The sequence below is a fragment of the Chryseobacterium sp. L12 genome (assembly GCF_056133985.1).
Genome location: NZ_JBVYOF010000029.1, coordinates 51,265 through 76,772, shown reverse-complemented (window position 1 = coordinate 76,772; position 25,508 = coordinate 51,265). Strand labels below are relative to the sequence as shown.

The 25,508-nt window shown below is 34.3% G+C and carries 21 protein-coding genes; 17 read left to right on the top strand and 4 right to left on the bottom strand.

Features of this window, described 5'->3' with window-relative positions:
* Positions 1 to 57 precede the first annotated feature (57 nt).
* A complete protein-coding gene (locus AC0NBN_RS15200; RefSeq protein ID WP_160813737.1) occupies positions 58 to 2,187 on the top strand; it encodes a helix-turn-helix domain-containing protein in 2,130 nt (709 codons plus the stop codon).
* A 70-nt stretch (positions 2,188 to 2,257) separates the two neighbouring features.
* Here AC0NBN_RS15200 and AC0NBN_RS15195 read toward each other — a convergent pair whose 3' ends face one another.
* Positions 2,258 to 2,884, bottom strand: a complete 627-nt coding sequence (locus tag AC0NBN_RS15195; RefSeq protein ID WP_160813659.1) for a helix-turn-helix domain-containing protein — start codon at positions 2,882 to 2,884, stop codon at positions 2,258 to 2,260.
* 115 nt (positions 2,885 to 2,999) lie between these two features.
* Here AC0NBN_RS15195 and AC0NBN_RS15190 point away from each other — a divergent pair, with 115 nt between their 5' ends.
* The 5 genes from AC0NBN_RS15190 (at position 3,000) to AC0NBN_RS15170 (ending at position 11,967) form a co-directional block, all read left to right on the top strand.
* On the top strand, positions 3,000 to 3,401 hold the full coding sequence (locus AC0NBN_RS15190; protein ID WP_143884114.1) for a YbjN domain-containing protein: 402 nt from the start codon (positions 3,000 to 3,002) through the stop codon (positions 3,399 to 3,401).
* Positions 3,402 to 3,414: 13 nt separating this feature from the next.
* A complete protein-coding gene (locus AC0NBN_RS15185) occupies positions 3,415 to 4,116 on the top strand; it encodes a PspA/IM30 family protein (RefSeq protein WP_160813661.1) in 702 nt (233 codons plus the stop codon).
* A 3-nt stretch (positions 4,117 to 4,119) separates the two neighbouring features.
* On the top strand, positions 4,120 to 4,761 hold the full coding sequence (locus AC0NBN_RS15180) for a hypothetical protein (RefSeq protein WP_160813663.1): 642 nt from the start codon (positions 4,120 to 4,122) through the stop codon (positions 4,759 to 4,761).
* Positions 4,762 to 4,980: 219 nt separating this feature from the next.
* On the top strand, positions 4,981 to 6,990 hold the full coding sequence (locus AC0NBN_RS15175) for an SPFH domain-containing protein (protein WP_160813664.1): 2,010 nt from the start codon (positions 4,981 to 4,983) through the stop codon (positions 6,988 to 6,990).
* Between the two features lie 165 nt (positions 6,991 to 7,155).
* Positions 7,156 to 11,967, top strand: coding sequence for a DNA repair ATPase (locus tag AC0NBN_RS15170; RefSeq protein ID WP_160813666.1), 4,812 nt, complete (start codon positions 7,156 to 7,158; stop codon positions 11,965 to 11,967).
* A gap of 35 nt (positions 11,968 to 12,002) precedes the next feature.
* On the opposite strand, the gene AC0NBN_RS15165 is transcribed toward AC0NBN_RS15170, so the two are convergent.
* Entirely contained in the window at positions 12,003 to 12,344 is a 342-nt protein-coding gene (locus AC0NBN_RS15165) for a helix-turn-helix domain-containing protein (RefSeq protein ID WP_160813668.1), read from the bottom strand.
* A 27-nt stretch (positions 12,345 to 12,371) separates the two neighbouring features.
* Positions 12,372 to 12,791: a transposase gene (locus AC0NBN_RS15160; RefSeq protein ID WP_143884108.1), complete on the bottom strand. Its 420-nt coding sequence runs from the start codon at positions 12,789 to 12,791 to the stop codon at positions 12,372 to 12,374.
* Positions 12,792 to 13,716: 925 nt separating this feature from the next.
* Between AC0NBN_RS15160 and AC0NBN_RS15155 the strand changes: the two genes are divergently transcribed.
* The 5 genes from AC0NBN_RS15155 to AC0NBN_RS15135 all read left to right on the top strand — a co-directional run bounded on the left by AC0NBN_RS15155 (position 13,717) and on the right by AC0NBN_RS15135 (position 17,679).
* On the top strand, positions 13,717 to 14,775 hold the full coding sequence (locus tag AC0NBN_RS15155; protein WP_474468756.1) for a toxic anion resistance protein: 1,059 nt from the start codon (positions 13,717 to 13,719) through the stop codon (positions 14,773 to 14,775).
* Positions 14,776 to 14,883: 108 nt separating this feature from the next.
* Positions 14,884 to 15,909 carry a TerC/Alx family metal homeostasis membrane protein gene (locus tag AC0NBN_RS15150; protein ID WP_143884106.1) on the top strand — a complete coding sequence of 342 codons (1,026 nt, stop codon included), beginning with the start codon at positions 14,884 to 14,886 and terminating at the stop codon, positions 15,907 to 15,909.
* Positions 15,910 to 16,020: 111 nt separating this feature from the next.
* Positions 16,021 to 16,455, top strand: coding sequence for an FKBP-type peptidyl-prolyl cis-trans isomerase (locus AC0NBN_RS15145; RefSeq protein ID WP_160813672.1), 435 nt, complete (start codon positions 16,021 to 16,023; stop codon positions 16,453 to 16,455).
* A 110-nt stretch (positions 16,456 to 16,565) separates the two neighbouring features.
* Positions 16,566 to 16,976, top strand: a complete 411-nt coding sequence (locus AC0NBN_RS15140) for an Rrf2 family transcriptional regulator (RefSeq protein ID WP_160813674.1) — start codon at positions 16,566 to 16,568, stop codon at positions 16,974 to 16,976.
* A gap of 52 nt (positions 16,977 to 17,028) precedes the next feature.
* The gene (locus AC0NBN_RS15135) at positions 17,029 to 17,679 is read left to right on the top strand and encodes an NAD(P)H-binding protein (protein ID WP_160813676.1); all 651 of its coding nucleotides are present in this window, start codon (positions 17,029 to 17,031) and stop codon (positions 17,677 to 17,679) included.
* Positions 17,680 to 17,764: 85 nt separating this feature from the next.
* On the opposite strand, the gene AC0NBN_RS15130 is transcribed toward AC0NBN_RS15135, so the two are convergent.
* Positions 17,765 to 18,754 (bottom strand): M23 family metallopeptidase, encoded by a 990-nt coding sequence (locus tag AC0NBN_RS15130; protein WP_160813677.1) that lies wholly within the window; start codon positions 18,752 to 18,754, stop codon positions 17,765 to 17,767.
* Between the two features lie 223 nt (positions 18,755 to 18,977).
* On the opposite strand from AC0NBN_RS15130, the gene AC0NBN_RS15125 reads away from it, so the two are divergent.
* From AC0NBN_RS15125 to fahA, 6 genes are all read left to right on the top strand, one after another.
* Positions 18,978 to 20,018: an NAD(P)H-dependent glycerol-3-phosphate dehydrogenase gene (locus tag AC0NBN_RS15125; RefSeq protein ID WP_143884101.1), complete on the top strand. Its 1,041-nt coding sequence runs from the start codon at positions 18,978 to 18,980 to the stop codon at positions 20,016 to 20,018.
* A gap of 148 nt (positions 20,019 to 20,166) precedes the next feature.
* The gene (locus AC0NBN_RS15120) at positions 20,167 to 21,441 is read left to right on the top strand and encodes an acetyl-CoA hydrolase/transferase family protein (RefSeq protein WP_143884100.1); all 1,275 of its coding nucleotides are present in this window, start codon (positions 20,167 to 20,169) and stop codon (positions 21,439 to 21,441) included.
* A gap of 104 nt (positions 21,442 to 21,545) precedes the next feature.
* A complete protein-coding gene (locus tag AC0NBN_RS15115; protein ID WP_143884099.1) occupies positions 21,546 to 22,325 on the top strand; it encodes a hypothetical protein in 780 nt (259 codons plus the stop codon).
* Between the two features lie 229 nt (positions 22,326 to 22,554).
* On the top strand, positions 22,555 to 23,685 hold the full coding sequence (gene hppD / locus AC0NBN_RS15110; RefSeq protein ID WP_160813679.1) for a 4-hydroxyphenylpyruvate dioxygenase: 1,131 nt from the start codon (positions 22,555 to 22,557) through the stop codon (positions 23,683 to 23,685).
* A 67-nt stretch (positions 23,686 to 23,752) separates the two neighbouring features.
* The gene (locus AC0NBN_RS15105; RefSeq protein ID WP_160813681.1) at positions 23,753 to 24,211 is read left to right on the top strand and encodes a hypothetical protein; all 459 of its coding nucleotides are present in this window, start codon (positions 23,753 to 23,755) and stop codon (positions 24,209 to 24,211) included.
* 39 nt (positions 24,212 to 24,250) lie between these two features.
* The gene (gene fahA / locus AC0NBN_RS15100) at positions 24,251 to 25,498 is read left to right on the top strand and encodes a fumarylacetoacetase (protein ID WP_160813683.1); all 1,248 of its coding nucleotides are present in this window, start codon (positions 24,251 to 24,253) and stop codon (positions 25,496 to 25,498) included.
* Positions 25,499 to 25,508: the final 10 nt, after the last annotated feature.

Sequence of the window (25,508 nt, the reverse complement as noted above, 5' to 3'; positions counted from 1 at the left end):
TTTTTTTAATTTAATCAAAATTTATTCCCTAAACTCTTTTTCGTAATTTTGCTGATGATGAACAATCATTTTTTTGAATTAATAGAATTTACCAGCAGAAGCGTTTTTCTTACCGGAAAAGCTGGAACTGGTAAGACCACATTTCTTAACGAATTTGTAAAAAAAACGAAAAAAAAGCATATCGTAGTAGCTCCTACCGGAATTGCTGCCATCAATGCAGGCGGAGTAACCATTCATTCTATGTTTGGTCTTCCGTTGCGTACTTTTTTACCGACTACAGATCGCATAGACAGTAATATAGCCAATAATATTGTTGATCTTCAGCAGCATTTTAAATATCGTAAAGATAAGCTCAAACTTTTGAGAGAAGTTGAAGTGATCATTATTGATGAGGTTTCTATGCTTCGGGCAGATGTTTTGGATATGATGGACTTTTCTCTCAGGTTTATCCGCAGAAATAATCAGCGATTTGGCGGGGTTCAGATGTTGTTCATCGGAGATTTGTACCAGCTTCCACCTGTTGTGAGAGACGAGCATGTGCTTAAAATGTTTTACAATTCTCCCTTTTTCTTCGATAGTATCGCCATTAAGGAAATTCCTTTGCTTACAATTGAACTCACGAAGGTATATCGGCAGACTGATGAGCATTTCCTTGAAATTTTAAATGCAATTAGAGATGGTGATGTTGCTAATATTGATTTTGAAGAATTAAACAAAAGATACACTCCTGATTTTGAATCAGGCGAAGAACCTTACGTTTACCTTTGTTCTCACAACAAAATGGCAGACGATATCAATCAGGAAAAACTGAAAGAGATCAATCTTGCACCGGGAATTTACGAAGCCAAGCTTTTTGGTGAGTTTAAAGAAAATCAGTTCCCTAATGATCAGTTTCTTGAGCTGAAAGTCGGAGCTCAAATTATGTTTATCCGAAATGATATTTCAGGCGATAAAAAATATTACAACGGTAAGCTTGGTGAAATTTCTGCTTTGGAAGAAAACGAGATAAAAGTTATTCTGGAAGGCAGCGAAAGAGAAATTACCGTAAAGCGGGAAGTCTGGGAACAAAAAAAATACTCTCTTGATTCTGATAAAATGATCAGAGAGGAGGTTTTGGGAAGTTTTGAACAGTTTCCGATAAAATTGGCTTGGGCAGTTACGATTCATAAAAGTCAGGGACTTACCTTCGATAAAGTTATTATAGATGCTGGTAAAAGTTTTACGGCAGGACAGGTGTATGTTGCTTTGTCTCGCTGCCGAACTTTGGAAGGAATTGTTTTAAAATCAAAAATTACTCCTGAAGTTATTTTTAAAGATAACAGAATTTTAAAATTTCAAGGTGATACCCATGCCAATGATCATGTGGAAACAATACTGAATCAGGAAAAATACGATTATGCCATCAGAAAACTTCTTCGGACATTAGATTGTCAGTGGTTGATGAAAGAAGTGGAGCAGTGGAATAATTTGTCTTTGGTCAACAAAAGTATTGATCGGGTAAAAGCGAATCAGCTCTACCTGCAGCTTAAGCATGAAACTCAGAACCTCAGCAAAATTTTTGAAAAACTGGAGCGGATTATTTTTCAGAAAGTCAGCCTGTTTATTCAGGAAAAAGAAGAATGGCTCGAAATTGAGAATAAATCCAAAGGTGCGGTTAATTTCTTTTTCAGTGAAATCAATAATAAAATTTTCAGTCCGTTGAAGGATTTTTATGCTGAAATTAAGGGTGTAAAAGGACTTAAACAATACAACGAGGAAATCAGAAGCTGGCTTGAAGATATTGAAGATTATCTGAATGGATTAAAAGAGAGTCATCTTTTGGATGTAAAACTTCTTGATGAGAAAAACAATAAAGAAGTAAGCATGAAAATAGCTAAAGTTCCTTCTCAGGTTCTCACTTTTCAATTATTTGAAGAAGGAAAAACAGTTTCTGAAATTGCCTTAGAAAGAGGTTTAGTAAAAGAAACAGTTCTGGGTCATTTGGCTAAATTTGCTGAACAGGGTTTGCTGGATATTTCCAGAATTATCACTTCAGATAAAATTAAAGCTTTCGAAAAAGAATTTTCTCAAAATTCCTATGAAAGTCTCAATGAATGGAAAAATGCTTTACCGAAAGATTTTGAATTTAATGAAATCAGAATACTGATCAACCATTTTACTTATCAGAAGACTAAACACGAAGCCTGATAATTATTTGCTGAATATTCGTTTTAAATAAAATAATTTAATTCAGGTTTAAAATGAATTATTTTCCAGATTAATTTTTCAGACTCTTTTCTAAAACCTCAATCCTGCTCAGAATGTCAGCAAGTATATTTTTTTGTTCAAAAGAAATATAACCTGCGACTTTATAGACTTCGGTTTTCTGCCATTTTTCTTCAGGAATTTCAGAAAGGTACTGAAGGTTTTCTCCTTGTAATGTAACGAGTGTTCCGGGTTTTTCAGACTGGAGATCTGTTTTAATAAGAAATAGAAAATCTCCGATATTGTAATGAGAAATAAGCTGTTTCTTTTCTTTGAACTCAAATATTAAATCAATTTTTGCTAATATTTTTTGCAAAATATGAACTTGGTCGGTATTTTCTGCTAAATTTTTAACGGTATTGTTTAGTTTACTAAATTCTTCAATTGGCGAAAACATGAGCGTGTCAATGACTGATCCGCTTACAAGATTGTTTACCTGTAGTGGTTTTGTCAGGAAATCGTTGATGTCCAGATTAAAATAATGGGCAACTTTTAGAAGTGTATCAATTTTTGGTTCTGCTCTTCCTTCTTCGTAAGCACTTATTACACCGCGATTTAGCTCGAATAAATCTGCGAAGGCCTTTTGGCTTAACCCTTTAACTTGTCTGATCTTCTTAATATTTGTTCCAAAAAAACTCATAAGTCTAATCTTTTTTGCAAATATAAGTTTATTAATGGAAAATTTTGCTAAAAATATTTGCAAATTGTAAAAATTTTATTACTTTTGCTTATCTAAAAGCTAAAACGCATGGAATATGAGCGAAAAGAATAAAATATTTAATAAGGTTAAAGAATGGTTGTTAGATTATGAATTTAACATAAGTTTTGAGGATGAAAATCAAAAAGTACTGATTATTGAGAAAGAATCTAACGGAATCAAGAACATGATTCTGATTGTTTCAGATTCAATATTAATTATGGAACAGTTTCTTTTTGAAATTAAAAATCCCACAGAAACAATGTACCGCACCTTGCTTCAAAAAAACAGGGATATTGTACATGGGGCATTTGTTCTGGATCATTCCGGGAAAAAAGTGATTTTCCGTGATACCTTGCCTACGGATAATATGGCGCAAAATGAAGTAATGGCTTCAATTAATTCTTTAGGGATTTTGGTCGGGGAGTTCAATAGCGAAATGATAAAAATGAGTAAATAATAAATATCAAAATATGAATATTTTTAAAAGATTATATGCAATAGGAAAAGCTGAAGTCAGTTCGGCATTAGAAAATTTTGAAGATCCTATAAAGCTTACAGAAGCCGGAATTGCTGATATGAAAGATCAGCTTGCGGAAAGTCTTGAAGCTTTGGCTCAACTGAAAGCGCTTTCAATCCGTAAAAAAAACGAAGCGGAAGCAGAAGATCATTCTGCGGGAGATTATTACGCAAAAGCAGTCTTGCTGGTTCAGAAATCTGAAAAAGGGGAAATTGAAGTTTCGGAAGGCGACCGTCTTGCAAAAGAAGCTTTGAAGAAGCAAAATGAATCACAGAAAAGGGCTGAAGTTTTAAAAACTGAAACCGAAAAGCTGCAGCAAGAATGTGAAAAAATGCAGACCAACATTAATCAGCTGAAATCTAATATTTCCAAATGGGAAAACGAACTGCGTACCTTGGAGGCGAGAGTGCAGGTAAGTGAGGCTACAAGAGATATCAACCGAAAAATGACTCAGATTGACAGCAGCAGTGCAGTTTCAATGCTGGAAAAACTAAAAGACCGAGTGGTTCAGCAGGAAGCGGTGGCAGAAGCGTATTCTGAATTGGCGAAAACCGGGAAGACGGTAGATGAGGAGATTGATGATTTGTTGAAAAATACAGACGGAGAAGCAGAGAGCGCTCTGCAGAAATTAAAAAATACACTTAAAAAAGGCTAAAATATGACCTTTCAGGAATTTTTACATATTGCTTTTACTCCGGTAAATACTGTTTTGAGTGTGCTGCTTATTTTGGCGGTTATCTACTGGCTTTTTACCATCATTACAGGTTTGGATATTGATGTCGGTATAGATGCTGATTTTGATGTAGAAACTCCGGATGGAGATGTATATGTTCCTGAAGATCCTTCTGCTTGGATTCAATTTTTAAAATTTCTGAATCTTGATATTGTTCCGGTGACCTATTTTTTAACGATTTCGCTGTTTTTTACATGGCTGGCTTCTTTTTATGTTGAGGTTTTTATTTCACCTGGTTTTTGGATGGCTGTTTTGATGGTAATTCCTGCTTTCTTGATCAGTATTTTGGCAACAAAAATTATTCTGAAACCATTAAATCCCTTTTTCAGGGAAATTAACCATAAAGGTGAAAAAGCGCACGATTTTCTGGGAAGAGAAGGTAGGATGAAATCAACCATTCAAGACCAAAAAATAGGAATACTGGAAGTTTTTATCGGGAGTGATCCTATGACACTGATGGTAAAAAGTAAAGACGGTGAAAGAATAGAACACGGAACCACCGTTATTATAGTGGATGAAGATCCTCAGAAGAAATTTTATTACGTAGCTACAGAAATCCGCTTTTAAAAACAACAAGTCATGCTTACTTTTTTTATAATGATTTTCAGCTATATCCTGGAAATGATTCTTTAATTGATTTGGAATCACAAATGTTTGAAATATATTTGCCGGAAATCCAGTGTAGGTAAATCTTTTTGAACGAAAATAGACTAAATAATATTAAATACTGCGCATTTACATTTAATAAATTAACAAAAACACAATAAAATAATAAACTAAAAAAATATGAACACAACTTTAATTGCAGGAATTGTTATCATTGTGATAGCTTCCATCGGGTTGATTTTCTGGATTTTATCCATGTATAAAAAAACCGTTCAGGGAATCGTTATTTTAAGAACAGGTTACGGAGGTACAAAAGTATTCTTCAATGCGGGAATCGTAATTCCGGTCATTCACCGAATGGAATCTATGGATATTTCCGTTAAAAAACTTGAAATTGCCAGAGAAGGAAGAGCGGGATTAATCTGTAAAGACAATATGAGAGCCGATATTCAGGTGGCTTTCTTTATCAGAGTTAATAAATCGGTTGATGATATTGTAAATGTGGGTCAGACCATCGGATGTCAGAGAGCTTCAGACATCAATACCTTAAGAGAATTATTTGAAGCTAAATTTTCTGAAGCCTTAAAAACCGTTGGTAAAAAGTTTGAATTTATCGAGCTTTACGAAGCAAGAAGCGAGTTTCGTCAGGAAATTCTTGACATTATCGGGACAGATCTGAATGGTTATGTTCTGGATGACTGCGCAATTGATTTTCTTGAGCAAACAAAAATCGAAAATTTAGATAAAGACAATATTCTTGATTCTGAAGGGATTAAAAAAATTACCGAATTAACAGCTAATCAAAATATTAAAGCCAATCAGGTTCGCCGAGACGAAGAAAAAACGATCACAAAGCAGAATGTTGAAGCTCGTGAAGCGATTCTGGAGCTTGAAAAACAATTAGCGGAAAAAGAAGAGTCTCAAAAAAGAGAAGTTGCCAATATTAAAGCCCGTGAAAATGCTGAAATTCTGAAAGTGGATGAAGAAGAGCGTTTGAAATATGAAACAGTAAGAATTGCGACAGAAGAAAAATTGCAGATTGCAGAAGAGAACAAACAGAGACAGGTTGTGATTGCTGCAAAAAATAAAGAGCGTGCCGATCTGGTAGAAACTGAAAGAGTGCAGAAAGACAAAATGTTGGAAGCAACAGAAAGAGAAAGAATTGTATCTCTGGCTCAGATCGAAAAAGAAAAGGCAATAGAATTAGAAAAGAAAAATATTCAGGATGCGATTCGTGAGCGTTTAACAATGGAAAAAACGGTTGTAGAAGAGCAGCAAACCATTAAAGATTTGGAAGCTTTCAAAACTGCTGACAGAACGAAACAGGTGGAAATTACTTTGGCAACTCAGGAAGCTGAGAAGAAACTTATTCAGGAAACAAGAGCTGCAGAAGCAAGAAAATTAGCTGCTGAAAAAGACGCTCAGAAATATGTAATCGAAGCACAGGCTAAACGTGATGCTGCTGAAAAAGAGGCTGAAGCACGTAAAATTATTGCCGATGCAAAAGCGAAAGAAGAAGCTACCGTTGGTTTATCTGAAGCTCAGGTTCTTCATGCAAAAGCAGATGCAGCAGAAAGACAAGGAATCGTAGAAGCAGTAGTGATTGAGAAAAAAGCAGATGCTATCAAGAAAGAAGGAATTGCTCAGGCAGAAGTTATCAAGGAAAAAGCTTTGGCAGAAGCTGCGAGAATTACCGAAAAAGCTGAAGCAATGAAAAAGCTGAATGATGCAGGAAAAGATCACGAAGAATTCAGATTGACTTTGGCGAAGGAAAAAGAAGTAGAATTGGCTCAAATTTCAATTCAGAAAGATATTGCGCAAGCTCAGGCGGGAGTTTTGGCGGAAGCATTCAAATCTGCAAAAATTGATATTGTAGGGGGTGATAATACCTTCTTTGATAATGTGGTTCGTCAGGTTTCTGCGGGTAAAGGTTTGGATAAATTCATCAGCCACAGCGAAAACGCAACTTTAGTGAAAGAAAATCTTTTGGGTGATGGAGAAAATATCATTGGTAAAGTGATGGGAATGGTTGATAAATACAACATTTCTTCAGATGATATTAAAAATATGAGCATTGCAAGTCTTATTTTTAAACTCAATGGTGTTGCTAATCAGCAGGAAAGAGGACTTTTGGACAGAGCGATGGATATGGCAAAACATTTAGGTGTAGATCAAAAACCGATTAAATAAGATTTAATTTTTCAGGAGCGTACAAAACACTCACTATATATCTGAAACTCTCATTGTATTATTTACTAGTACTTTGAGAGTTTTTAAACAAGCCATTTAAGCAGTTAAATGTATGCTTAAAGCATTTTAATAAAATCTAGCATCTAAAATCTAATATCTCAAAATATGTCAGAACAATTAAATTCAGGGACATACGAAATCATACAGAATCGTCTGAACGAGCAGAAAAATGATCTTATTCAGAGGCTTCAGAAACTGAACGAAAACCGTAAAGAAATTTTCGGAGGAGTAGATTTTTCGTTAATTGCCAATGAGAGAATTTCTACCGAACACAACTGTATTGCCAAAGATATTTTTTCTTTAAAAAATACATTGATTTTTGGTTCAAATGCTCATTTAGGTTTACAAACCGAGATTAATATTACTGATGTTTTTTCGGTGTATTCCATTAATAATAAAAGATTCGAGCCAAAGGATCTTTCTTTAATTTCAGATGAAATTTTCACTGAAGAATTTAAAAATCTCTATAAATATTACAGAAACACCTTTTTTGCACGCTTTCACTTTACCGAAAACTATTTGTATATGGTTTTCCAGTTATCAGAAAGTACTTCGGATATTAAAGCATTCAAATGGCTGATTAAAGAAGATCAACTGGTGTATGTAGATTCCAGAAGTGCTTCGGAAGTTACTTATCCTCCGCAACATGGTTTTGTATGGACAAAAGCAACCAGAGATATGCAGCGAAGCGGGAAATTTCCGCACGTTTCTTTGGCAGATAAAGTTTTCGTTGAATCGATTGGTGGTGACATTACCATCAAAATTGAAGACAACACCGACACCGGAAAAGGAATTTATTCGGAAGATGTTATTCACAAGGATCAAAATCTGGATGATGCTGAAATCCACTTTTGTGATTTGGATAATCTGGTTTTGTTTAAAATTAAACCTTATCAGGAAACAGAACGTTATTTCATTTATAACCATAAAGAAAAGAAAGTTTCAAGAGTAGATACACTGAAGCATTCTGCGGTTTTACTCCCGGAAAATCAGGGCGTCCTCTTTTCAAATGGTTATGCTTTGCAGACAGGAGGTTTGAAGGTGATTTCTCAGGATGTGAACAGACTTCATTATCTGAAAACTATTCAGGAGCCGAATGGTGAGAATTTTATGTATGTTTTTTATGATGATAAAACCAATAATTATCAGCTGATTTCGTACAATGTCATTACCCAGACTATAGAAACGCCTATCCGTTGCAGTGGTTTTTCAATTTTAAATGAGGGAAAACTGATTTATCTGAGAGAAAGTGTAGAAACGACGAAACATCATTTAGCTCAAATCTGGCAGACTCCGTATTCAAAAGAACTACAGCCGAATACAGAAAAATCTGATACGCTTCTTTACAAAATCGGGAATAAAGATATTGTAAGAGTAATGGCAGAAAGTCAGGAACTGATCACATTACTGAATAAGAAAGATTCTTACAGCGGATTGTATGATGATATTGTAAAACTTTCTACTACAATTTTAGATGCGTATTATTTTCTGGGTGACGATGAAGTTCAGAATTTAGATCAGCCTTTAAAGGAAATCAGAAAAATTGCTCATTCTGCCATTAATGAGTATGAAAAAGTACTTGAGCAGAAGAAAAATACGGCTGAAGCTGTTGAAAAAATAAAAGCAGCATCTGAAAAAACCTTAGATGACACCAAAAGAATCAATTATTCTCAGCTCACCGAATATATTGATATGCTTTCTACAATCAGAGCCCTGCGTGGTGAAATTACCGGAGCGCGAGATTTAAAATATGTAGATGTAGCGGTGCTTGATTCTTTGGAAAAAGCTTTGGCTGAAAGATCGGAAGAGCTTTCTAATGCTTGTGTGAATTTCCTTCTTCAGGACGATGCTTTGCTTCCGTATCAGAACAGATCTCAGCAGATTTCTGAAAATATCATCAGTTTACAGAAAGCGATTGATGCCAAAACAATTGAGGAGGAAATTAATAATCTTTCCGGGCAGCTTGAACTTTTGGTAGATATTGTCAATAATTTAAAAATTGAAGACACGTCACAGTCTACTCAGATCATTGAAAATATTTCGGTGATCTTTGCAAGACTGAATCAGGAAAGACTGGAACTCTCAAAAAGAAAGAGAGAAATTTCAGGAAAAGAATTATCTGCTGATTTTCAGGCGCAAATGACATTATTTGATCAGTCGGTGATTAATTTTCTTGAATTATCTCAGACTCCCGATAAATGTGATGAGTATCTTACGAAACTTTCCGTTCAATTGGAAGAGATGGAAACGAAATTCGTTGATTTTGAAGAATTTATCCGTAAAATTGAAGAGAAAAGAGAAGAAGTTTACGGACATTTTCAAAATAAAAGAGTTCAATTAACGGAATCCAGAAATAAGCGCACTCAGAGTTTGTACGATTCTGCACAGCGGATTTTAAAATCTGTTCAGACAAAATCGGAGTCATTTGATTCTGAAAATGAAATCAACGGCTATTTTGCAACCGATTTGATGGTGGAAAAGGTACGTGATATTTCACGACAGCTTATGGAAATGGACGATTCTGCAAAAGCGGAAGAAATTCAGACTTTACTGAAAACTTCACAGCAAGAATCCGTAAGAAAACTGAAAGATAAAAAGGAAATCTATGCAGATGGAGACAATGTAATTGCTTTGGGTGATTATAAATTTGCTGTAAACCGCCAGAAATTAGATCTGACTTTGGTGATGAGAAATGCACAGTATTATTATCACTTGACAGGAACTGCATTTTATGAGCCTTTAAATTTTGAAGCGATTTCAGATTACAAAGAAGTTTGGAATCAGGAATATATTTCTGAAAATCAAAAGGTGAAACGTTTTGAATATCTGGCTTGGAATGTTTTTTCTCAAAATAAAAACATCAATACCGAAGAGCAAAACCGAAATGCTGTTCAGCAGTTTATGACGGAGCATTTTGGAGAAGGTTTGGTGAAAGGGATTCATGATGAAGATGCATTGACGATTGTCTCAAAACTTCAGCAGATGCACAACGAACTGGGATTGATGCAGTTTACGCCTTCAGAAAGGGCTTTGGCGCAATTGTTCTGGTATTTTTTGAACCCGGAAAGAAAAGAATATTACCAAAAGCAGTTTGAAGCAGCAAATTTAATTTCAAAATCTTTTACAACAGATAAAGGTTTTCAATATCTGAATGAAGAATTGTCCAATGAAATAAAATTGTTTGCTCAGAATAATCAGCTTTTTGCTGAAGTAAATTATCTCAATGCTGCCATCTATCTGAAAAGAGAAAACAAATCAGCGTTTTTGGTTTCTGAAAAAGCGGGTTTGCTGTATGAATCATTTATAAAAGATCTGAAGGAAAAAGGAAAAGATTTAGAATTTATTGATCAGCTGAATGCTTTGAAAAAATATCCTGCAGCCTGTTTTTCTATTGCTGAAAGTGCTCTAAATGCGTTCTTGTTTAATTCAGAATCAAAGGTTGAAGATGATATTAAGAAAGAAGCTGCTGTATTCTTTGTAACGCAGAATTTTGATGCTAAAAATGTTTTTCACATTTCTTACGAAACAGTTCTGAAAGAATTAAAATCATTGGAAAAAGATGCCGATTATGCTTTAAATTATTATGAATTCAGTTCCCGTTTATCCAATTTTAATGAGGTTATTGTTCCGAAATACAAACAGCTTCAGGAATTGAAAGCAAAATGGGTCAACGATAAAAAGAAAGCTTTAAAAATTGATACGTTCAAATCTCAGGTGTTAAGTTCGTTTGTGAGAAACAGATTAATCAGCGAAGTTTATTTTCCTTTGATCGGAGCCAATTTAGCAAAGCAATTAGGAACGGTAGGAAACGACAAACGTACCGACAGAATGGGAATGTTGCTTTTGGTTTCACCTCCGGGTTACGGAAAGACAACCTTGATGGAATACATGGCAGACCGAATGGGATTGGTTTTTATGAAAATCAACGGTCCGTCAATCGGTCATGATATTGTTTCAACAGATCCGGGCGAAGCTAAAAATGCTGGCGCAAAACAGGAGCTTGAAAAACTGAATCTGGCTTTGGAAATGGGTGATAATGTGATGCTGTATCTTGATGATATTCAACACTGTAATCCTGAGTTTTTGCAGAAATTCATTTCTTTGGCAGACGGACAGAGAAAAATTGAAGGAATTTATAACGGAGAAAGTAAAACGTACGATTTACGATCCAAAAGGTTTTGTCTTATCATGGCGGGGAATCCTTATACAGAAAGCGGTGAGAAATTCAGAATTCCGGATATGTTGGCAAACCGTTCGGATACGTACAATCTGGGAGAAATTTCTGGCAGCAAAACAGATTTATTCGATTTAAGTTTAATCGAAAATGTATTAATGTCAAACGATTATCTCACAAGATTAACTCAAAACGGAATGGAAAATCTGTACAATTTATATGAAAGCATTCAATCTGATTCGGAAAATGTAGATCTGGCAGGAAACTTCAGCTCAAATGAGATTTCAGATTTCAGAAGAGTACTTGAAAATACGTTGAAAGTAAGAAGTACTGTTTTAAAAGTAAATAAACAATACATCTCTTCTGCAGCAATGTCTGACGAATACAGAAATGAACCTACTTTTAAACTTCAGGGATCTTACAGAAATATGAATAAACTGATTTCTCAGATTCAGCCAATTCTGAAAGATGAAGAAGTTACTCAGATTGTTTTGAATCATTACCAAAACGAATCGCAAACCTTAACAACAGGAGCTGAAGCCAACATGCTGAAGTTAAAAGAATTGATGAATATAATTTCTGAAAATGAAACAGAACGCTGGAGCGAAATCAAGAAAACGTTTATGAAAAATAAAACCATAAAAGGTCTTGGTGAAAATGATCGAATGACACAGGTAATTGCGTTACTGGCACAATTCAGCGAAGGTCTGGATGGGATAAAAGATGTTTTAAAGAAAGATTAGCAAAAAAAATACTACGCAGCTTGCGTAGTATTTTTCTATTTTTTTGAAGTTACAGACAATTCTTCTTCAAGAATTTTTTTCCATTTTGAAAAAGTTGTCCGGCTGATTTTGTATTTTCTGGACATGAAACTGGTAGATAAATCATGCTTTTTCTGGTAACTTAGCAGCTTCAGCATTGTTTTTTTATCATACGTTTTAAGCTGTTGATTGGTTTTTGCTGTTTCTTTTGTGGGTTTGAAAAGCTTTTCATTAAGCTTTAAAATTTCTTCGGTGGAATCTAGTCTCGTAAGCTGTTCCCTTACTTTCGGACATTCCAGTTTTTCAGGATACTGCATTTTCAAAAGATCCTGATAGATCTTGTTGTAATTTGGTCTCATAAGAATACTATAGTTTGATTGTTGGTGTTAACTTTTTTTCAAAATCCAGCGGTGCAGCGTGCTTTTCGGAATTGAATATTCTTTGATCACTTCTGCTTGAGTCATTTCGCCGGATTCTATTCTTCCAAGAATAAAATCTTTAATCTCCTGCGTGTAAATATTTTTTCTGAATTTAGGAGTGGTGTCGTTTTTTTTATCCGTTTTCTTGTTAGCTGCAGAAGGAGGAGCATACAGAATAAGGTGTGAAGTATACAATCTGAAAAAATCAAATTCAAGAAGTTTGCTCCATCTTAAAAGAATGTCGGTGTCTATTGATGGACTTTCATATACTTTTTCTACAAAATCTTCATCTTTTCCCAAAAAATTGCAGATTCGTTCCAAAGAAATTTCTTTGTTTGCTACCATTTCTTTGATGTACTTCCCTATGTGGATATTTTTATATAACATTTTTATTAAAAACTAATTATTTTTAAATTAATCGTATTTAATAAAGTAAAGAAGTGATTATAAGAGCTTTGTAATAGGGAAAAGTGAATTATCTTTTTAATTATTAAAAGATAATTTATTAAAGCTGTATCATTACTTTACAATATCAAATTTGCATTCAACTGTAAAATTTTGATTTTCAGCAATTTGTGTTTTGTGATCGGTGTGGTTGTAAAATAGTACACCATATGCAGTACGCTGCAATTCCCATGATAATTAAATATAATCTAAATTTTGTGAGTTAAATTATTCAATTAAAGCAACTCAAGGTGATTATGATTGTATTTAGCTGTTAGATTTAAAATCTTATTTGTTTCAGGGTTATTAGGTATTACTTGTGTCAAATTTATAAAAAAAAACAGGAGTTACAAACTATTTTTCTGTTTTATTAAATATGTAACAATAATTAACTTATTTTAGATCATATATATTTATTCTTTTTTTTGAATAGTGTATTGTTATTTTTATAATGTTTCTATTAGTTATTTTTAGTTGATGTTTTTTTAAGATTTGTTTGATTTATCAAGAAATGTTAAAGGATGATGTCTTATTAATATTTTTATTACCACAAGTGTGATAATTTCTTAATTTAAGTTCTCTTTTATGTATTATTTTTTGCAATTTTATTTTATGGTATATTTATTAAATGGTGTTTATTTTTAAATTTAATTTAATTTCGTTTTGATGATTTCAATTTTGATTAGTTAATGAAAAAAATCCTATTTAATAACAGTTTTTTTTGCTTATGCAATTGAAAATTTACGTAACTTACTGCTTGTATTGTGTAGTCACTGTTACTACTATTAAAATATAAATCATGGAAAACGAAGAAAAAAAATCTAGCAATATATTACATAATAGCAATAAAGAAACGGATAATTATCAAATGCTTGTAGTTGATAGAGAAGGAAACGTAGATTTGGGTCATTTAACAGATGAAGATCTCAAAAAATATGGAAAAGTAGCAGATTCTATTGATGAGAAAAACGCTTCTTCTGTAGTGAATTATGGTTCTGAGCTTCAGAAATTGCTGGCAAATCAAAGCGACAGTTTTTTAACAAATGTGCGTAAATCAAACTCAGGAGAAGTTGGGGAATTAATCAATAATCTTTTAATAGAGTTAAATTATATTGATATTGATGAATTGCAGGGGAATAAAGTAAAAAGCTTGCTTGGTAGACTGCCATTTATGAGTAAAATTTTCACTGAGGTTGATAATATTTTTGCTAAATATGATAAAATTACCAACAATATTGAACGGATTTCCCAAAAAGTAAACGCTGGAATCATTATCTCCACTAAAGATAATGCGGTTTTACAAAATATTTTTGATAGCAATATAAATTCAATTAAAGCCATTGAAGAACTTATTATTGCAGGTTATATAAGGATGCGTAAAGCAAATGATGAACTTTCGGGAATGGAATTGAATTTGCAAAATTATGCTGATTATCAGATAGCTGATAAAAGAGATTTTATCTTAAGATTAGACAGGAGGCTTGCGGATTTAAAGGTAGTACGTTTTATTTTGTTGCAATCCCTTCCTCAAATAAGATTAGTACAAAACAACAATATTTCAATTGCTGAGAAAGCACAGACAATACTCAATACTACACTACCTGTATGGAAAAATCAGCTTTCCTTAGCTGTTGCTATGCACCGGCAGCAGCAAAATATTGAAATTCAGCAAAAGGTTTCTTCTACAACTGAAAAAATTCTTAAGAAAAATGCGGAACGTTTAAATGAAAATTCTAAAAATGTTGCCCGAGCTAATGAGAAAACCATTATTTCAGCTGAAAGTTTAAGAGAAACTACTTCTTTGCTGATCAATACTCTTAATGAAGTTAAAGCTATCCAGAAGCAGGGAAATGAAAACCGCAGAAAGCTTGATCAGGATCTTGAAACTTTAGAAAAAGAGCTTAAATCAATAATTAAAAGTAACTGATTAAATCCAGGCTGATCAAATTTGATATGTAATTTATATTTTTTTAATGAAAATACTGTAATAGCTGTATCTTTACGAATGTTAATTTTTTACAATAAATTTTTTTAAGTGGATCATCAGAATATTTTAGATCTTCATCCCGGTTTGGTATGGGGATTTGCCGTAACGGTTATCGTTATGCTGCTACTTGATTTAGGAGTTTTTAATAAAAAAAGTCATGAAGTCTCTTCTAAAGAAGCGACTATATGGTCTGTTGTATGGATCTCGCTGTCTATGGTGTTTTCAGGAGTGGTATATTGGGTTTACAATTCTGATATGGGTCCTGGAAGCCACGAAATAGCGATAGAGAAATTTACGCAATACCAAGCTGCCTATTGGATTGAAAAAGCGCTTTCAGTTGATAACCTATTCGTATTTATCTTGGTTTTCGGTTTTTTCAAAGTTCCGAAACATCTCCATCATAAGGTCCTTTTCTGGGGAATTATCGGGGCATTGATTTTCAGGGCAATCTTCATTTTTGCAGGTGTTGGATTGATTAACTTAACCTATCTGCCTGAAATGAATATTTTCGGATATCCTGTAAAAATTAATGTAGTGATGACTTTGTTCGGATTGTTTCTGGTTTACGCAGGAATAAAATCCTGGGGTGGTGGAGATGATGATGAAGATGAAGATTACAGTAATACAGCAGGTGCGAGACTGATTAAACGATTTTGGAAGGTTTCGGATAATTATGACGGTGACAAATTTTTCACGGTTCAAAACGGGATAAAAATGGCAACACCGCTTTTGGTAGTTGTGGCGGTAATTGAATTTACAGACGTTCTTTTTGCAGTAGATTCTATTCCGGCAATTTTTGCAATTTCTAAAGATCCTTTTATCCTTTATACGTCAAACATTTTTGCTATTTTAGGGTTGAGATCTCTTTATTTTCTATTGGCAAATTTTATTCACATGTTTAGCAAACTGCCTTATGGTTTAGCGGTGATTTTGTCTTTCATCGGTGTTAAAATGTTGATTGCTCCGTGGTTTCACATTCCGTCTCCTGTTTCTTTGGGAATCGTTGGAGGAGTTTTGCTGATATCGGTTCTTGCATCAGTTTTATTTCCTGACAAGAAAATTGAAAAACTTTAATATTCTAAATTCATTATAAATTAAGGCTTTACTTCGGTAGAGTCTTTTTTATTACTATTTCAGCTCTTGTTCAGCTTCCAATCTTAAACCATATCTTTGCAATAAAAAAATATGGGAGTAGCAGATATGTTATTTAAACGTAAAAAAGAATTGGCAGAAAAAAACCTGAAAGACGGTCAGGAATATATGCTTGAATACGGAAAAAGAGAATCGGTGGTACAATTGCCAAGCGGTTTACAGTACGAAATTATAACAGAAGGAGATGGCGAAAAACCCGGACCGAAATCTATGGTGAAATGTCATTATCACGGAACAACTATTGCAGGGAAGGTATTTGACAGCTCGGTAAAAAGAGGTACACCTGCTTCATTTCCTTTAAATAAAGTAATTAAAGGATGGACGGAAGCGTTACAGTTAATGCCTGTCGGAAGCAAGTGGAAACTTATCATTCCGCCTCATTTGGCTTACGGAGATCAGCAGATCAGTAAAGAGATTGGTCCCAACAGTACTTTGGTATTTATTGTGGAGTTGCTTGATATCAAATAATCGGTAGAATATCATTTAAACCATTTGTATATCAGATGGTTTTTTGTTTATTTTTTAATGTAATTTATTTTGTTACAATTTAAAATTGTGTTACATTTGCAGCATCAGAGATGAATAATACAAGATTTGCAACTGCAGTACATATCATGACGATTTTGTCAAAATTTCCTCAGGAGTTTCTTACCTCTGATTGGATTGCGGGCAGCATTAATATTAATCCTGTAATGGTAAGAAAAGAAATTGGCGTGTTGAAAGATGCGGGTTTAATTATAAGCCGTCAAGGTAAAATTGGAGGGAGTCAGTTGTCAAAAAGTGCTTCTGAAATAAGCCTTTCTGAAATTTATACGGCTGTTAAAAACTCTGAAGTTCTGGGTAAAAAAAATCTTAATCCAAATCCTGCATGTTCTGTAGGTAAAGATATTAATGCCAAATTAAGTTGTCTTTTTGAAGAGACAAATGATTTGGTGCTTCAGTTTTTAGAAACGAAATCCTTAAAAGATTTTACTGATCAGTTCAGTTAAAAAATTTTATTTAAAAATGTAACAAATTTTATTACAATTAATAATTAATCACATGAAAAAAGTAGCAGTAATAGGAGCGACCGGTTTTGTAGGAACTCAAGTTGTAAAAGAACTCGAAAACAGAGGTTATAAAGTAGAAGCTATTGTAAGAGATGCTTCAAAGGTTAAGCAAAATGAAAATGTGACCGCTAAAAGTGTTGATGTAAATAATATTGAAGCTCTTGCTGAAAATCTTAAAGGCAATGATTCGGTAATCAGTGCTTTTAATGCAGGCTGGACGAATCCTAACCTTTATGATGATTTCTTAAATGGTTCAGTTAATATAGAAAAGGCAGTAGAAATGTCGGGAGTTAAAAGATTTATTACGGTAGGCGGAGCAGGTAGTTTGTACATTGATGGGCAGCAGTTGGTAGATAGTGAAAATTTTCCTTCCGATATTAAACCAGGTGCAACAGCGGCAAGAGATTATCTCAATAAAATTAAAGAAAACGAGACTTTGAACTGGACTTTTTTTAGTCCTGCAATCGAAATGCATCAGGGAACTGCAGGAGTAAGAACCGGAACATACCAAACCGGGCTTGAAAATCCTGTCTTTGACGAAAATGGCAGAAGTATACTTTCTGTGGAAGATGTAGCGGTGGTCTTGGTAGATGAGCTGGAGCAGAATAATCATATTCGTGAACGTTTCACAGCTGCCTATTAAAATGGTTTAAGATAAATTGATCTGATAAAAAAACGTCGAAACCTTGGTTTCGACGTTTATAAGTTATACTCTTATTTTGTACTCGTTACATATTCATAAATAATTTGGGATTCACAGGAGTATTATTTTTATGAACTTCATAATGTAAATGAGGTCCCGTAGAACGTCCCGAATTTCCAGATTTTGCAATAACCTGCCCCACTTTTACTTTGTCGTTGGTTTTAGCGACAAGTTGGGAAAGGTGTCCGTAAAGAGTTGCTAAGCCGTTGCCATGAGAAATGATTACACAATTTCCATATCCGCTTTTCTGCCCTGAAAAAATGACCGTTCCAGCTGCGGTTGCTTTTACATCTGAACCGGATGGCAGAGCAATATCCAGTCCTTTATGAAACTGCATTTGATCAGCTTCTGCGGGAGCATTATTAGCAGATTGTACTGGGTTTTTAGCAATATTTGGAGCTGTAGTGGCAGCTGTATTAGTTTTCGGAGTTACCATTACCTTTACTTCTCTTTTATTTCCGTAGCTGTCAGTCAGTTCAATGGTTTTTTCAACAGGTTCAGCTTTTATTTCCGGCTTAGGAGCAGATGCGGTAACATTTGCTGCAGATTCAGGTTTTACTGAAGCATACACTGTTTTGTAAGGAATGGGATTTTTTCTGATTCCAAAGTTGGAAGAAATATATCCTTCACTTGGCATTCCCAAAGGAACGTACATCAGCTTTTTCTGAAGATCCATCAGATACTGGCTGTATCGGTTGGTTTGTTTAGCCAGATAAATTGAATTTGAAATACTGTCTTGATCAAGTACCATCAGCTTTTCGTTTGTTATATTTTTTGCTTTAAGAAAAGAGTTAAGCTGAGTAATTGTTTTGTCTACCAAGCCAAGATCCGATTTCATTTTCAGGTAATCTATACTGTCTTTCTCGGTATTGATTTTCACAAGGTTCACTTCATAATTCTTATCGTCTTTTTCGGAAAATAATCTAGCAATAAAGATGCTTTGTGCAAAAACGATCAATAGTAAACTTCCTAAAGTAAAGGTTACTTTCTTTTTGCTGCTTAAAAATTTCTTCATTTTCTTTTTTAGAATTTAATAAAGGTTTTAAGATGGCAAATTTAATTAAAAATATATTTTTATGATGATTCTTAAATAAAATTTGAACAACAAGAGATATAAACGCAATTTTATAATTTTAATTGTGTTGAATGTAACCTTTTTCATTAAGCCAGCGGTTTTATAGGTAAATAAAGTTTTTATATGTTACGGTTTTAATATATTTGCAGTTCACATCTTCATTATGGCTAAAAAGAAAAATAATTCAGACAGTACAACGGGTAAGAAATCTAAAAATGATGTGGCTGTTGGAGTTGTAGGGAGCGGAAGTTTTGCAACGGCAATCGTGAAAATGCTGGTTGAGAACTGTAAAACCGTTCATTGGTGTGTAAGAAACGAATTTGTAAAAGGAGCAATAGAACTCAGAGGTCACAATCCTACTTATCTTACGGCAGTAAATTTTAATTTGAAAAGTTTAAAGCTTACAACAGACATCAACGAGTTGGTATCGTCGTGTGATATTGTAGTTCTGGCAACTCCCTCCATTTATCTGTCGGATACACTGGATAAAATGAAATGCGATTACAGGGATAAAATATTTGTATCGGCTATTAAAGGTATTATTCCGAAAGTAAATGATGTAGTGGCACATTACCTTAAAGAAGAATTTCAGATAGGTTTTAGAAATCAGGCAGTTATTGCGGGACCATGTCATGCAGAGGAGGTTGCGATGGAAAGACTTTCTTATCTTACTTTGGCAACAGTAGAAGATGAGGTGTCTCAGAAGCTGGTAGATATTTTCAACTCAGACTTTATTAAAGTTCATTCCAGTAAAGATATTTTGGGGAATGAGTATAGTGCAATTCTCAAAAATATTTTTGCGATTGGTGCAGGTATTGCCAGTGGTTTGGGTTATGGAGACAATTTTACGGCAGTATTTGTTTCTAATGCCATCCGCGAAATGGAAATTTTTCTGGAAGCAATTTATGAAGCTCCAAGAGATGTGAATGAAAGTGCCTATCTCGGCGATTTGCTTGTGACGGCGTATTCATTATTTTCGAGGAATAGAAATCTAGGTAACCTCATCGGGAAAGGCTATACTGTGAAATCAGCAATACAGTCTATGAACATGGTCGCAGAAGGATATTATGCAGCAGATTCTATCTATAAGACGGCAAAAGAAAAAGGCTTGAAGCTTCCTATTATTGATACCATTTACGGAATTCTGTATGAAGGCAAAAATGCTGAAAAGCAATATAAAAAGCTCACGGCAAAGCTCAATTGATAAAATATAATTTTAATCTTATAAAACCAGATGCGCTGCATTTGGTTTTTTGTTTTCACGAAATATGATAAAAATCTTTGTAAAACAGGTCTTTTTTACAAATAATATGAAGTATCTTTAAATCTGAGAATCATCAAAACAAATAAGTATGTATAATTATATCAGTGCAGAAGAAGCAATTTATACGATAAAAAGCGGGAACCGTGTTTTCTTTCACGGAAGCGCCTGTACACCAAATTATTTAATTGACGAATTGGCGAGGCAGTCCCATCGTCTTGAAAATGTAGAAATGGTTTCCATTACACAGCAGGGAAATGTAGAGATTGCAAAACCTCAGTATAAAGGTAAATTTTTTGTAAACTCACTTTTTGTTTCTTCTCCGGTACGTGATGCTGTGAATTCTGACAGAGGAGATTTTGTGCCTGTTTTTTTAAGTGAAATTCCGATTTTATTCAGAAAAAATATTTTACCGCTGGATGTTGCACTTATTACCGTTTCACCTCCCGATAAACATGGTTTTTGTACCCTCGGAACTTCTGTAGATGTAGCTAGAGCAGCGGTAGACACGGCAAAAATAATTGTAGCGGTTGTAAATCCTCTTATGCCCAGAACGCACGGTGACGGAATGATTCACATTAGCAGAATTCATAAACTGGTATGGCACGAAGAAGAACTTCCTACAGTAGATTATGGAGCAAAAGTAGGAGCCGAAGAAATGCTTGTAGGAAAAAATGTGGCTGAACTCATAGAAGACAGATCAACTTTACAAATGGGGATCGGAACTATTCCGGATGCTGTTTTGAAATGTCTTGGAAATCATAAAGATCTCGGAATTCATACGGAAATGCTGAGTGATGGCGTGATAGATTTAATTCAGAATGATGTTATCAATAATAAATATAAAGGCTATAATGACAATAAGACAATAACAAGTTTCTGTTTTGGGACAAGAAAGTTATATGATTATGTAGATGATAATACTGTTTTTTCGTTTGATGATGTAAGTACAGTCAATTTTCCGATCAATATCATGAGGAATAATAAGATGGTTGCCATCAACTCTGCCATAGAAATAGATCTTACAGGACAGGTCTGTGCAGATTCTATCGGAACAATGCAGTATAGCGGAATTGGCGGTCAGATGGATTTTATGAGAGGTGCTGCACTGAGTGAAGATGGCAAACCAATTATTGCAATTACATCAAGAACAAAGAAAGGAGTTTCAAGGATTGTTCCTTTTCTTAAACCGGGAGCAGGTGTGGTTACAACCCGGGGTCATATTCATTATGTTGTTACAGAATATGGTACAGCGTATTTATATGGAAAAAATCTTCGTCAGAGAGCGCAGGAATTGATCAGTATAGCGCATCCAGATGACAGAGAAATGCTTGAAAGAGCAGCTTATGAAAGATTTAATTCATAAAAATTCATAAAAAAATCATTTTAGTTAGATGTATTTAGTATATTGTGGTATAACTATGGCTGTGGCAGTATTTTTGCTAATAGCAATTTCTAAAAAAAACATAATTGAAAACAATATATAATTCCATAAAGGAAGATATTCTTAAGCATTCTAAGGTGTCTAATTCAGTTTTGGGAAATACTTCAGGATGGAAAAGAAGCCATTTTGTGATCTTATCTGAAATTATAAAAGATGAATTGGCGACTTCCGAAGAATTGAGAGATCAAAAAAAGTTCGAGTTGGGAAATACAATTTCTCACGTTACATTGCAAAGATTTTTTGAAAATGAATACGACGAAAAAACACACAATGATCTTCGTTTTTTAAAAACTCTGGATAAGATTTGTATATTTTTAGGCTTTAAAAATCTCAACGCCTACATTCAGCATTATCGTGAATCAGTAAAGGTATCGGAAACTCATCATAAAAACAATTTTACTAAACATATTGTATATCAATATTGTTCTTCGGTGTTTGAGCTTTACAAAAATTTTCCTGTTTTGAAACTGGAGCTGTTTAAGGATCTTGTATTTGACAATTCTCCATTCTTAGAAAGGGCATCCAATTTCAGCAGAGAACTCTGTGAAAGAGAATTTGAATTGGTGACCAAGAATAACCGTTCAAATTATGAAGTTTTTGATATCAATATTCTTACCGATGAGCCAGATAAAAAAATACTGGAAGCTCAGGAATTCTGGAATTTGCTTTTCAGGACGGGTTCAGGCGAAGAACATTTTGTCAATCAGCTTAATACTCAGATTTATTTTATTCGTAAAATTAATGATGAGTGGAAAATTTGGGATAATTATAATCCTGATGCCGGAAGATTGAATAATAAAAAATAAAAGCCGTAAATAATTACGGCTTTTGTAAATCGAAATAGTTTCTCTTCAACATCTGTCTTCCATTACAAATGTAGATTTTTTTATTATAATTTGTATAAACTTAAATTTACTTAAATGAACTCTTTGCTTTGTTGTTAATTTAATAATAATTCATTGATTAGTTCTAATTACTTATTATTTCTCAGAATTTTGTAATTTGCAGACAAAATAAAAGTAAAAAATAGAAAATATGTCAACACTCACATTTGCCGAGAAAATTGCTCAGGCAGAAAATTTTTTGCCAATCAACGGTACCGATTATATTGAATTTTACGTTGGGAATGCAAAGCAGGCTGCGCATTTTTATAAAACTGCTTTCGGATTTCAGTCTCTTGCGTATGCAGGACCGGAAACAGGAGTGAGAGATCGCGCTTCTTATGTTCTTCAGCAGGGAAAAATCAGATTGATTCTTACAACAGGATTAAAATCTGATTCTCCAATTTGTGAACATGTAAAAAAGCATGGTGACGGGGTGAAGATTTTGGCACTTTGGGTTGATGACGCTTATTCTGCATTTGAAGAAACTACAAAAAGAGGTGGAAAGCCCTATCTGGAACCAGTTACATTGACTGACGAGCATGGTGAAGTAAGAATGTCAGGAATTTATACATACGGTGAGACGGTTCACATGTTTGTGGAAAGAAAAAATTACAGCGGAGCATTCATGCCTGGATATGAAAAATGGGAAAGTGATTATCAGCCGGAGGATGCTGGTTTGCTTTACGTAGATCACTGTGTAGGAAATGTAGGTTGGGACAGAATGATTCCTACAGTAGAGTGGTACGAAAAAGTAATGGGATTTGTAAACATTCTTTCTTTTGACGATAAACAAATTAATACAGAATATTCTGCATTGATGTCTAAAGTAATGTCAAACGGTAACGGATATGCAAAATTTCCTATTAATGAACCTGCAGAAGGTAAAAAGAAATCTCAGGTAGAAGAATATCTTGATTTCTATGAAGGAGAAGGAGTGCAGCATATTGCAGTAGCAACCAAAGATATCATTCATACGGTTACAGAATTGAAGAAAAGAGGAGTGGAGTTTCTTTCTGCGCCGCCGGAAGCGTATTATGAAATGGTTCCGGAAAGAGTAGGGCATATTGATGAAGATTTAAAAAAATTACAGGATCTTGGTATCTTAATTGATCATGATGAAGAAGGCTATCTGCTTCAGATTTTTACGAAGCCTGTAGAAGACCGTCCGACTTTGTTTTTCGAAATTATTGAAAGACATGGTGCGCAAAGTTTCGGAGCTGGAAATTTCAAAGCGTTGTTTGAAGCTTTGGAAAGAGAGCAGGAAAGAAGAGGTAATCTTTAATTTTATTTACAATATTAAGTTTTGTCAGGATGCAGATCTTGACAAAACTTTTTTAATACCAACTTAGATGAGAAAAATTTTTATTGGAATACTTTTGCTGACAGGCTTTGCATTTAATGCCCAAAACTATGGAGCGATTAATGATATTCTTACCCTGCTTGAAGAAAAAAGAGGAATTAATCAAAATCTTGAAAACCTCAGCATTGATAACAGAAAATTTGTCCTGATAAAAGATTTTCCCGATCACACGGAAAGAAATTTTATCGTTATTAAAGGCAAAGATGCAACATATGTAGAAATGTTTGATGATAAATCTACGGGCGAAACCAGCTCCAATGTTTTCAGCGGGGATATTTTAAGAAAGAAGAATATCGTTTCGCTGCGTGCAGACAAACTGGAAAGCAAAAAAATTCCGATTCCCGTTACCAAAACTTTACTTCTTACCAAACAAAAAGAAATTCTTTATCTTATAGACATCAATTCCCGTGAAAGATGGATTGATGAAAAAGCATATTCAAAAAAATAAAAACAGATCAGTTTTTTTGATCTTAAAATTTAAAAAATTATGAAATCATTTGTAGAATATTCCTCAGAGTCAGATTTTTCTATACACAATATCCCATTTGGCGTAGCGGTTTTCAATAAAGAATTCATTGCATGCTGCACAAGAATCGGAGATCAGGTTATTGATCTTGCGACATTGTACGATTTAGGCTATTTTGAAGAAATAGAAGGTCTTGTTGATAATGTTTTTGAAGCGTATACTTTAAATGAGTTTATTGAATTGGGAAAACCAGTTACCAATGCGGTTCGACTCAAGATTCAGGAATTATTGAACGAAGGCTCTATTTTGTCTAAAGACGAAAAAACAATAGAAGAGGCTTTTTATAATCTGGATGAGGTAAAAATGATGATGCCTGTGCATGTTCCGAATTACACCGACTTTTACAGCAGTATAGAACATGCTACCAATGTAGGTAAAATGTTCAGAGATCCTGCCAATGCATTGCTTCCCAACTGGAAACATCTTCCGGTAGGTTATCATGGCAGAGCTTCATCTATTGTAGTTTCCGGGACAGAAATAAACCGTCCGAAAGGTCAGATGAAACCTGCGGATGCGGATAAACCTTTTTTCGGACCTTGTCAGCAATTGGATTTTGAGCTGGAAATGGCTTTCATTATCAATAAAAATACGGAAATGGGCGAAAGTATTTCCACTAAAGATGCGGAGGACGCTATTTTGGGAATGGTTGTTTTCAATGATTGGTCGGCACGGGATATTCAATCTTGGGAATATGTTCCGCTAGGACCTTTTTTAGCTAAAAATTTCGGCTCGTCAGTCTCTCCGTGGGTTGTAACTCTTGAAGCGTTGGAGCCGTTTAGAACCGCTTCTCCAACTCAGGAACCTGAAGTTTTAGATTACTTGAAATTTGAAGGTGACAAAAATTACGATATTAATCTGGAAGTTTATATTAAACCTGAAAATGGAGATGATAATTTAATCTCGGAAAGCAATTATAAATTCATGTACTGGAATATGACGCAGCAATTGGCGCATCATACGGTAAACGGTTGCAATTTAGAAGTGGGCGACATGTATGCAAGCGGAACAATCTCGGGAAGCGATCCAAAATCTTTCGGTTCTATGCTGGAATTAACGTGGAGAGGACAAAATCCAATAACATTAAACAATGGTGAAGAGAGAAAATTCATTAATGATAATGACACAGTGACAATGAAAGCCTGGGCTGAAAAAGATGGCGTAAGAGTTGGTTTCGGTGAAGTTTCCGGTAAGATTATTCCTGCGGTTTAACTTATGTGTC

What these genes read in the sequence shown, in the direction of transcription:
- AC0NBN_RS15125 (WP_143884101.1), top strand. Translation starts at nt 18,978, where the DNA reads ATGGCTAAAAAGAAAAATAATTCAGACAGTACAACGGGTAAGAAATCT.
- AC0NBN_RS15165 (WP_160813668.1), bottom strand. Translation starts at nt 12,344, where the DNA reads ATGAGACCAAATTACAACAAGATCTATCAGGATCTTTTGAAAATGCAG.
- AC0NBN_RS15135 (WP_160813676.1), top strand. Translation starts at nt 17,029, where the DNA reads ATGAAAAAAGTAGCAGTAATAGGAGCGACCGGTTTTGTAGGAACTCAA.
- AC0NBN_RS15195 (WP_160813659.1), bottom strand. Translation starts at nt 2,884, where the DNA reads ATGAGTTTTTTTGGAACAAATATTAAGAAGATCAGACAAGTTAAAGGG.
- AC0NBN_RS15160 (WP_143884108.1), bottom strand. Translation starts at nt 12,791, where the DNA reads ATGTTATATAAAAATATCCACATAGGGAAGTACATCAAAGAAATGGTA.
- AC0NBN_RS15120 (WP_143884100.1), top strand. Translation starts at nt 20,167, where the DNA reads ATGTATAATTATATCAGTGCAGAAGAAGCAATTTATACGATAAAAAGC.
- AC0NBN_RS15145 (WP_160813672.1), top strand. Translation starts at nt 16,021, where the DNA reads ATGGGAGTAGCAGATATGTTATTTAAACGTAAAAAAGAATTGGCAGAA.
- hppD (WP_160813679.1), top strand. Translation starts at nt 22,555, where the DNA reads ATGTCAACACTCACATTTGCCGAGAAAATTGCTCAGGCAGAAAATTTT.
- AC0NBN_RS15130 (WP_160813677.1), bottom strand. Translation starts at nt 18,754, where the DNA reads ATGAAGAAATTTTTAAGCAGCAAAAAGAAAGTAACCTTTACTTTAGGA.
- AC0NBN_RS15155 (WP_474468756.1), top strand. Translation starts at nt 13,717, where the DNA reads ATGCTTGTAGTTGATAGAGAAGGAAACGTAGATTTGGGTCATTTAACA.
- AC0NBN_RS15140 (WP_160813674.1), top strand. Translation starts at nt 16,566, where the DNA reads ATGAATAATACAAGATTTGCAACTGCAGTACATATCATGACGATTTTG.
- AC0NBN_RS15185 (WP_160813661.1), top strand. Translation starts at nt 3,415, where the DNA reads ATGAATATTTTTAAAAGATTATATGCAATAGGAAAAGCTGAAGTCAGT.
- AC0NBN_RS15170 (WP_160813666.1), top strand. Translation starts at nt 7,156, where the DNA reads ATGTCAGAACAATTAAATTCAGGGACATACGAAATCATACAGAATCGT.
- fahA (WP_160813683.1), top strand. Translation starts at nt 24,251, where the DNA reads ATGAAATCATTTGTAGAATATTCCTCAGAGTCAGATTTTTCTATACAC.
- AC0NBN_RS15175 (WP_160813664.1), top strand. Translation starts at nt 4,981, where the DNA reads ATGAACACAACTTTAATTGCAGGAATTGTTATCATTGTGATAGCTTCC.
- AC0NBN_RS15180 (WP_160813663.1), top strand. Translation starts at nt 4,120, where the DNA reads ATGACCTTTCAGGAATTTTTACATATTGCTTTTACTCCGGTAAATACT.
- AC0NBN_RS15190 (WP_143884114.1), top strand. Translation starts at nt 3,000, where the DNA reads ATGAGCGAAAAGAATAAAATATTTAATAAGGTTAAAGAATGGTTGTTA.
- AC0NBN_RS15105 (WP_160813681.1), top strand. Translation starts at nt 23,753, where the DNA reads ATGAGAAAAATTTTTATTGGAATACTTTTGCTGACAGGCTTTGCATTT.
- AC0NBN_RS15200 (WP_160813737.1), top strand. Translation starts at nt 58, where the DNA reads ATGAACAATCATTTTTTTGAATTAATAGAATTTACCAGCAGAAGCGTT.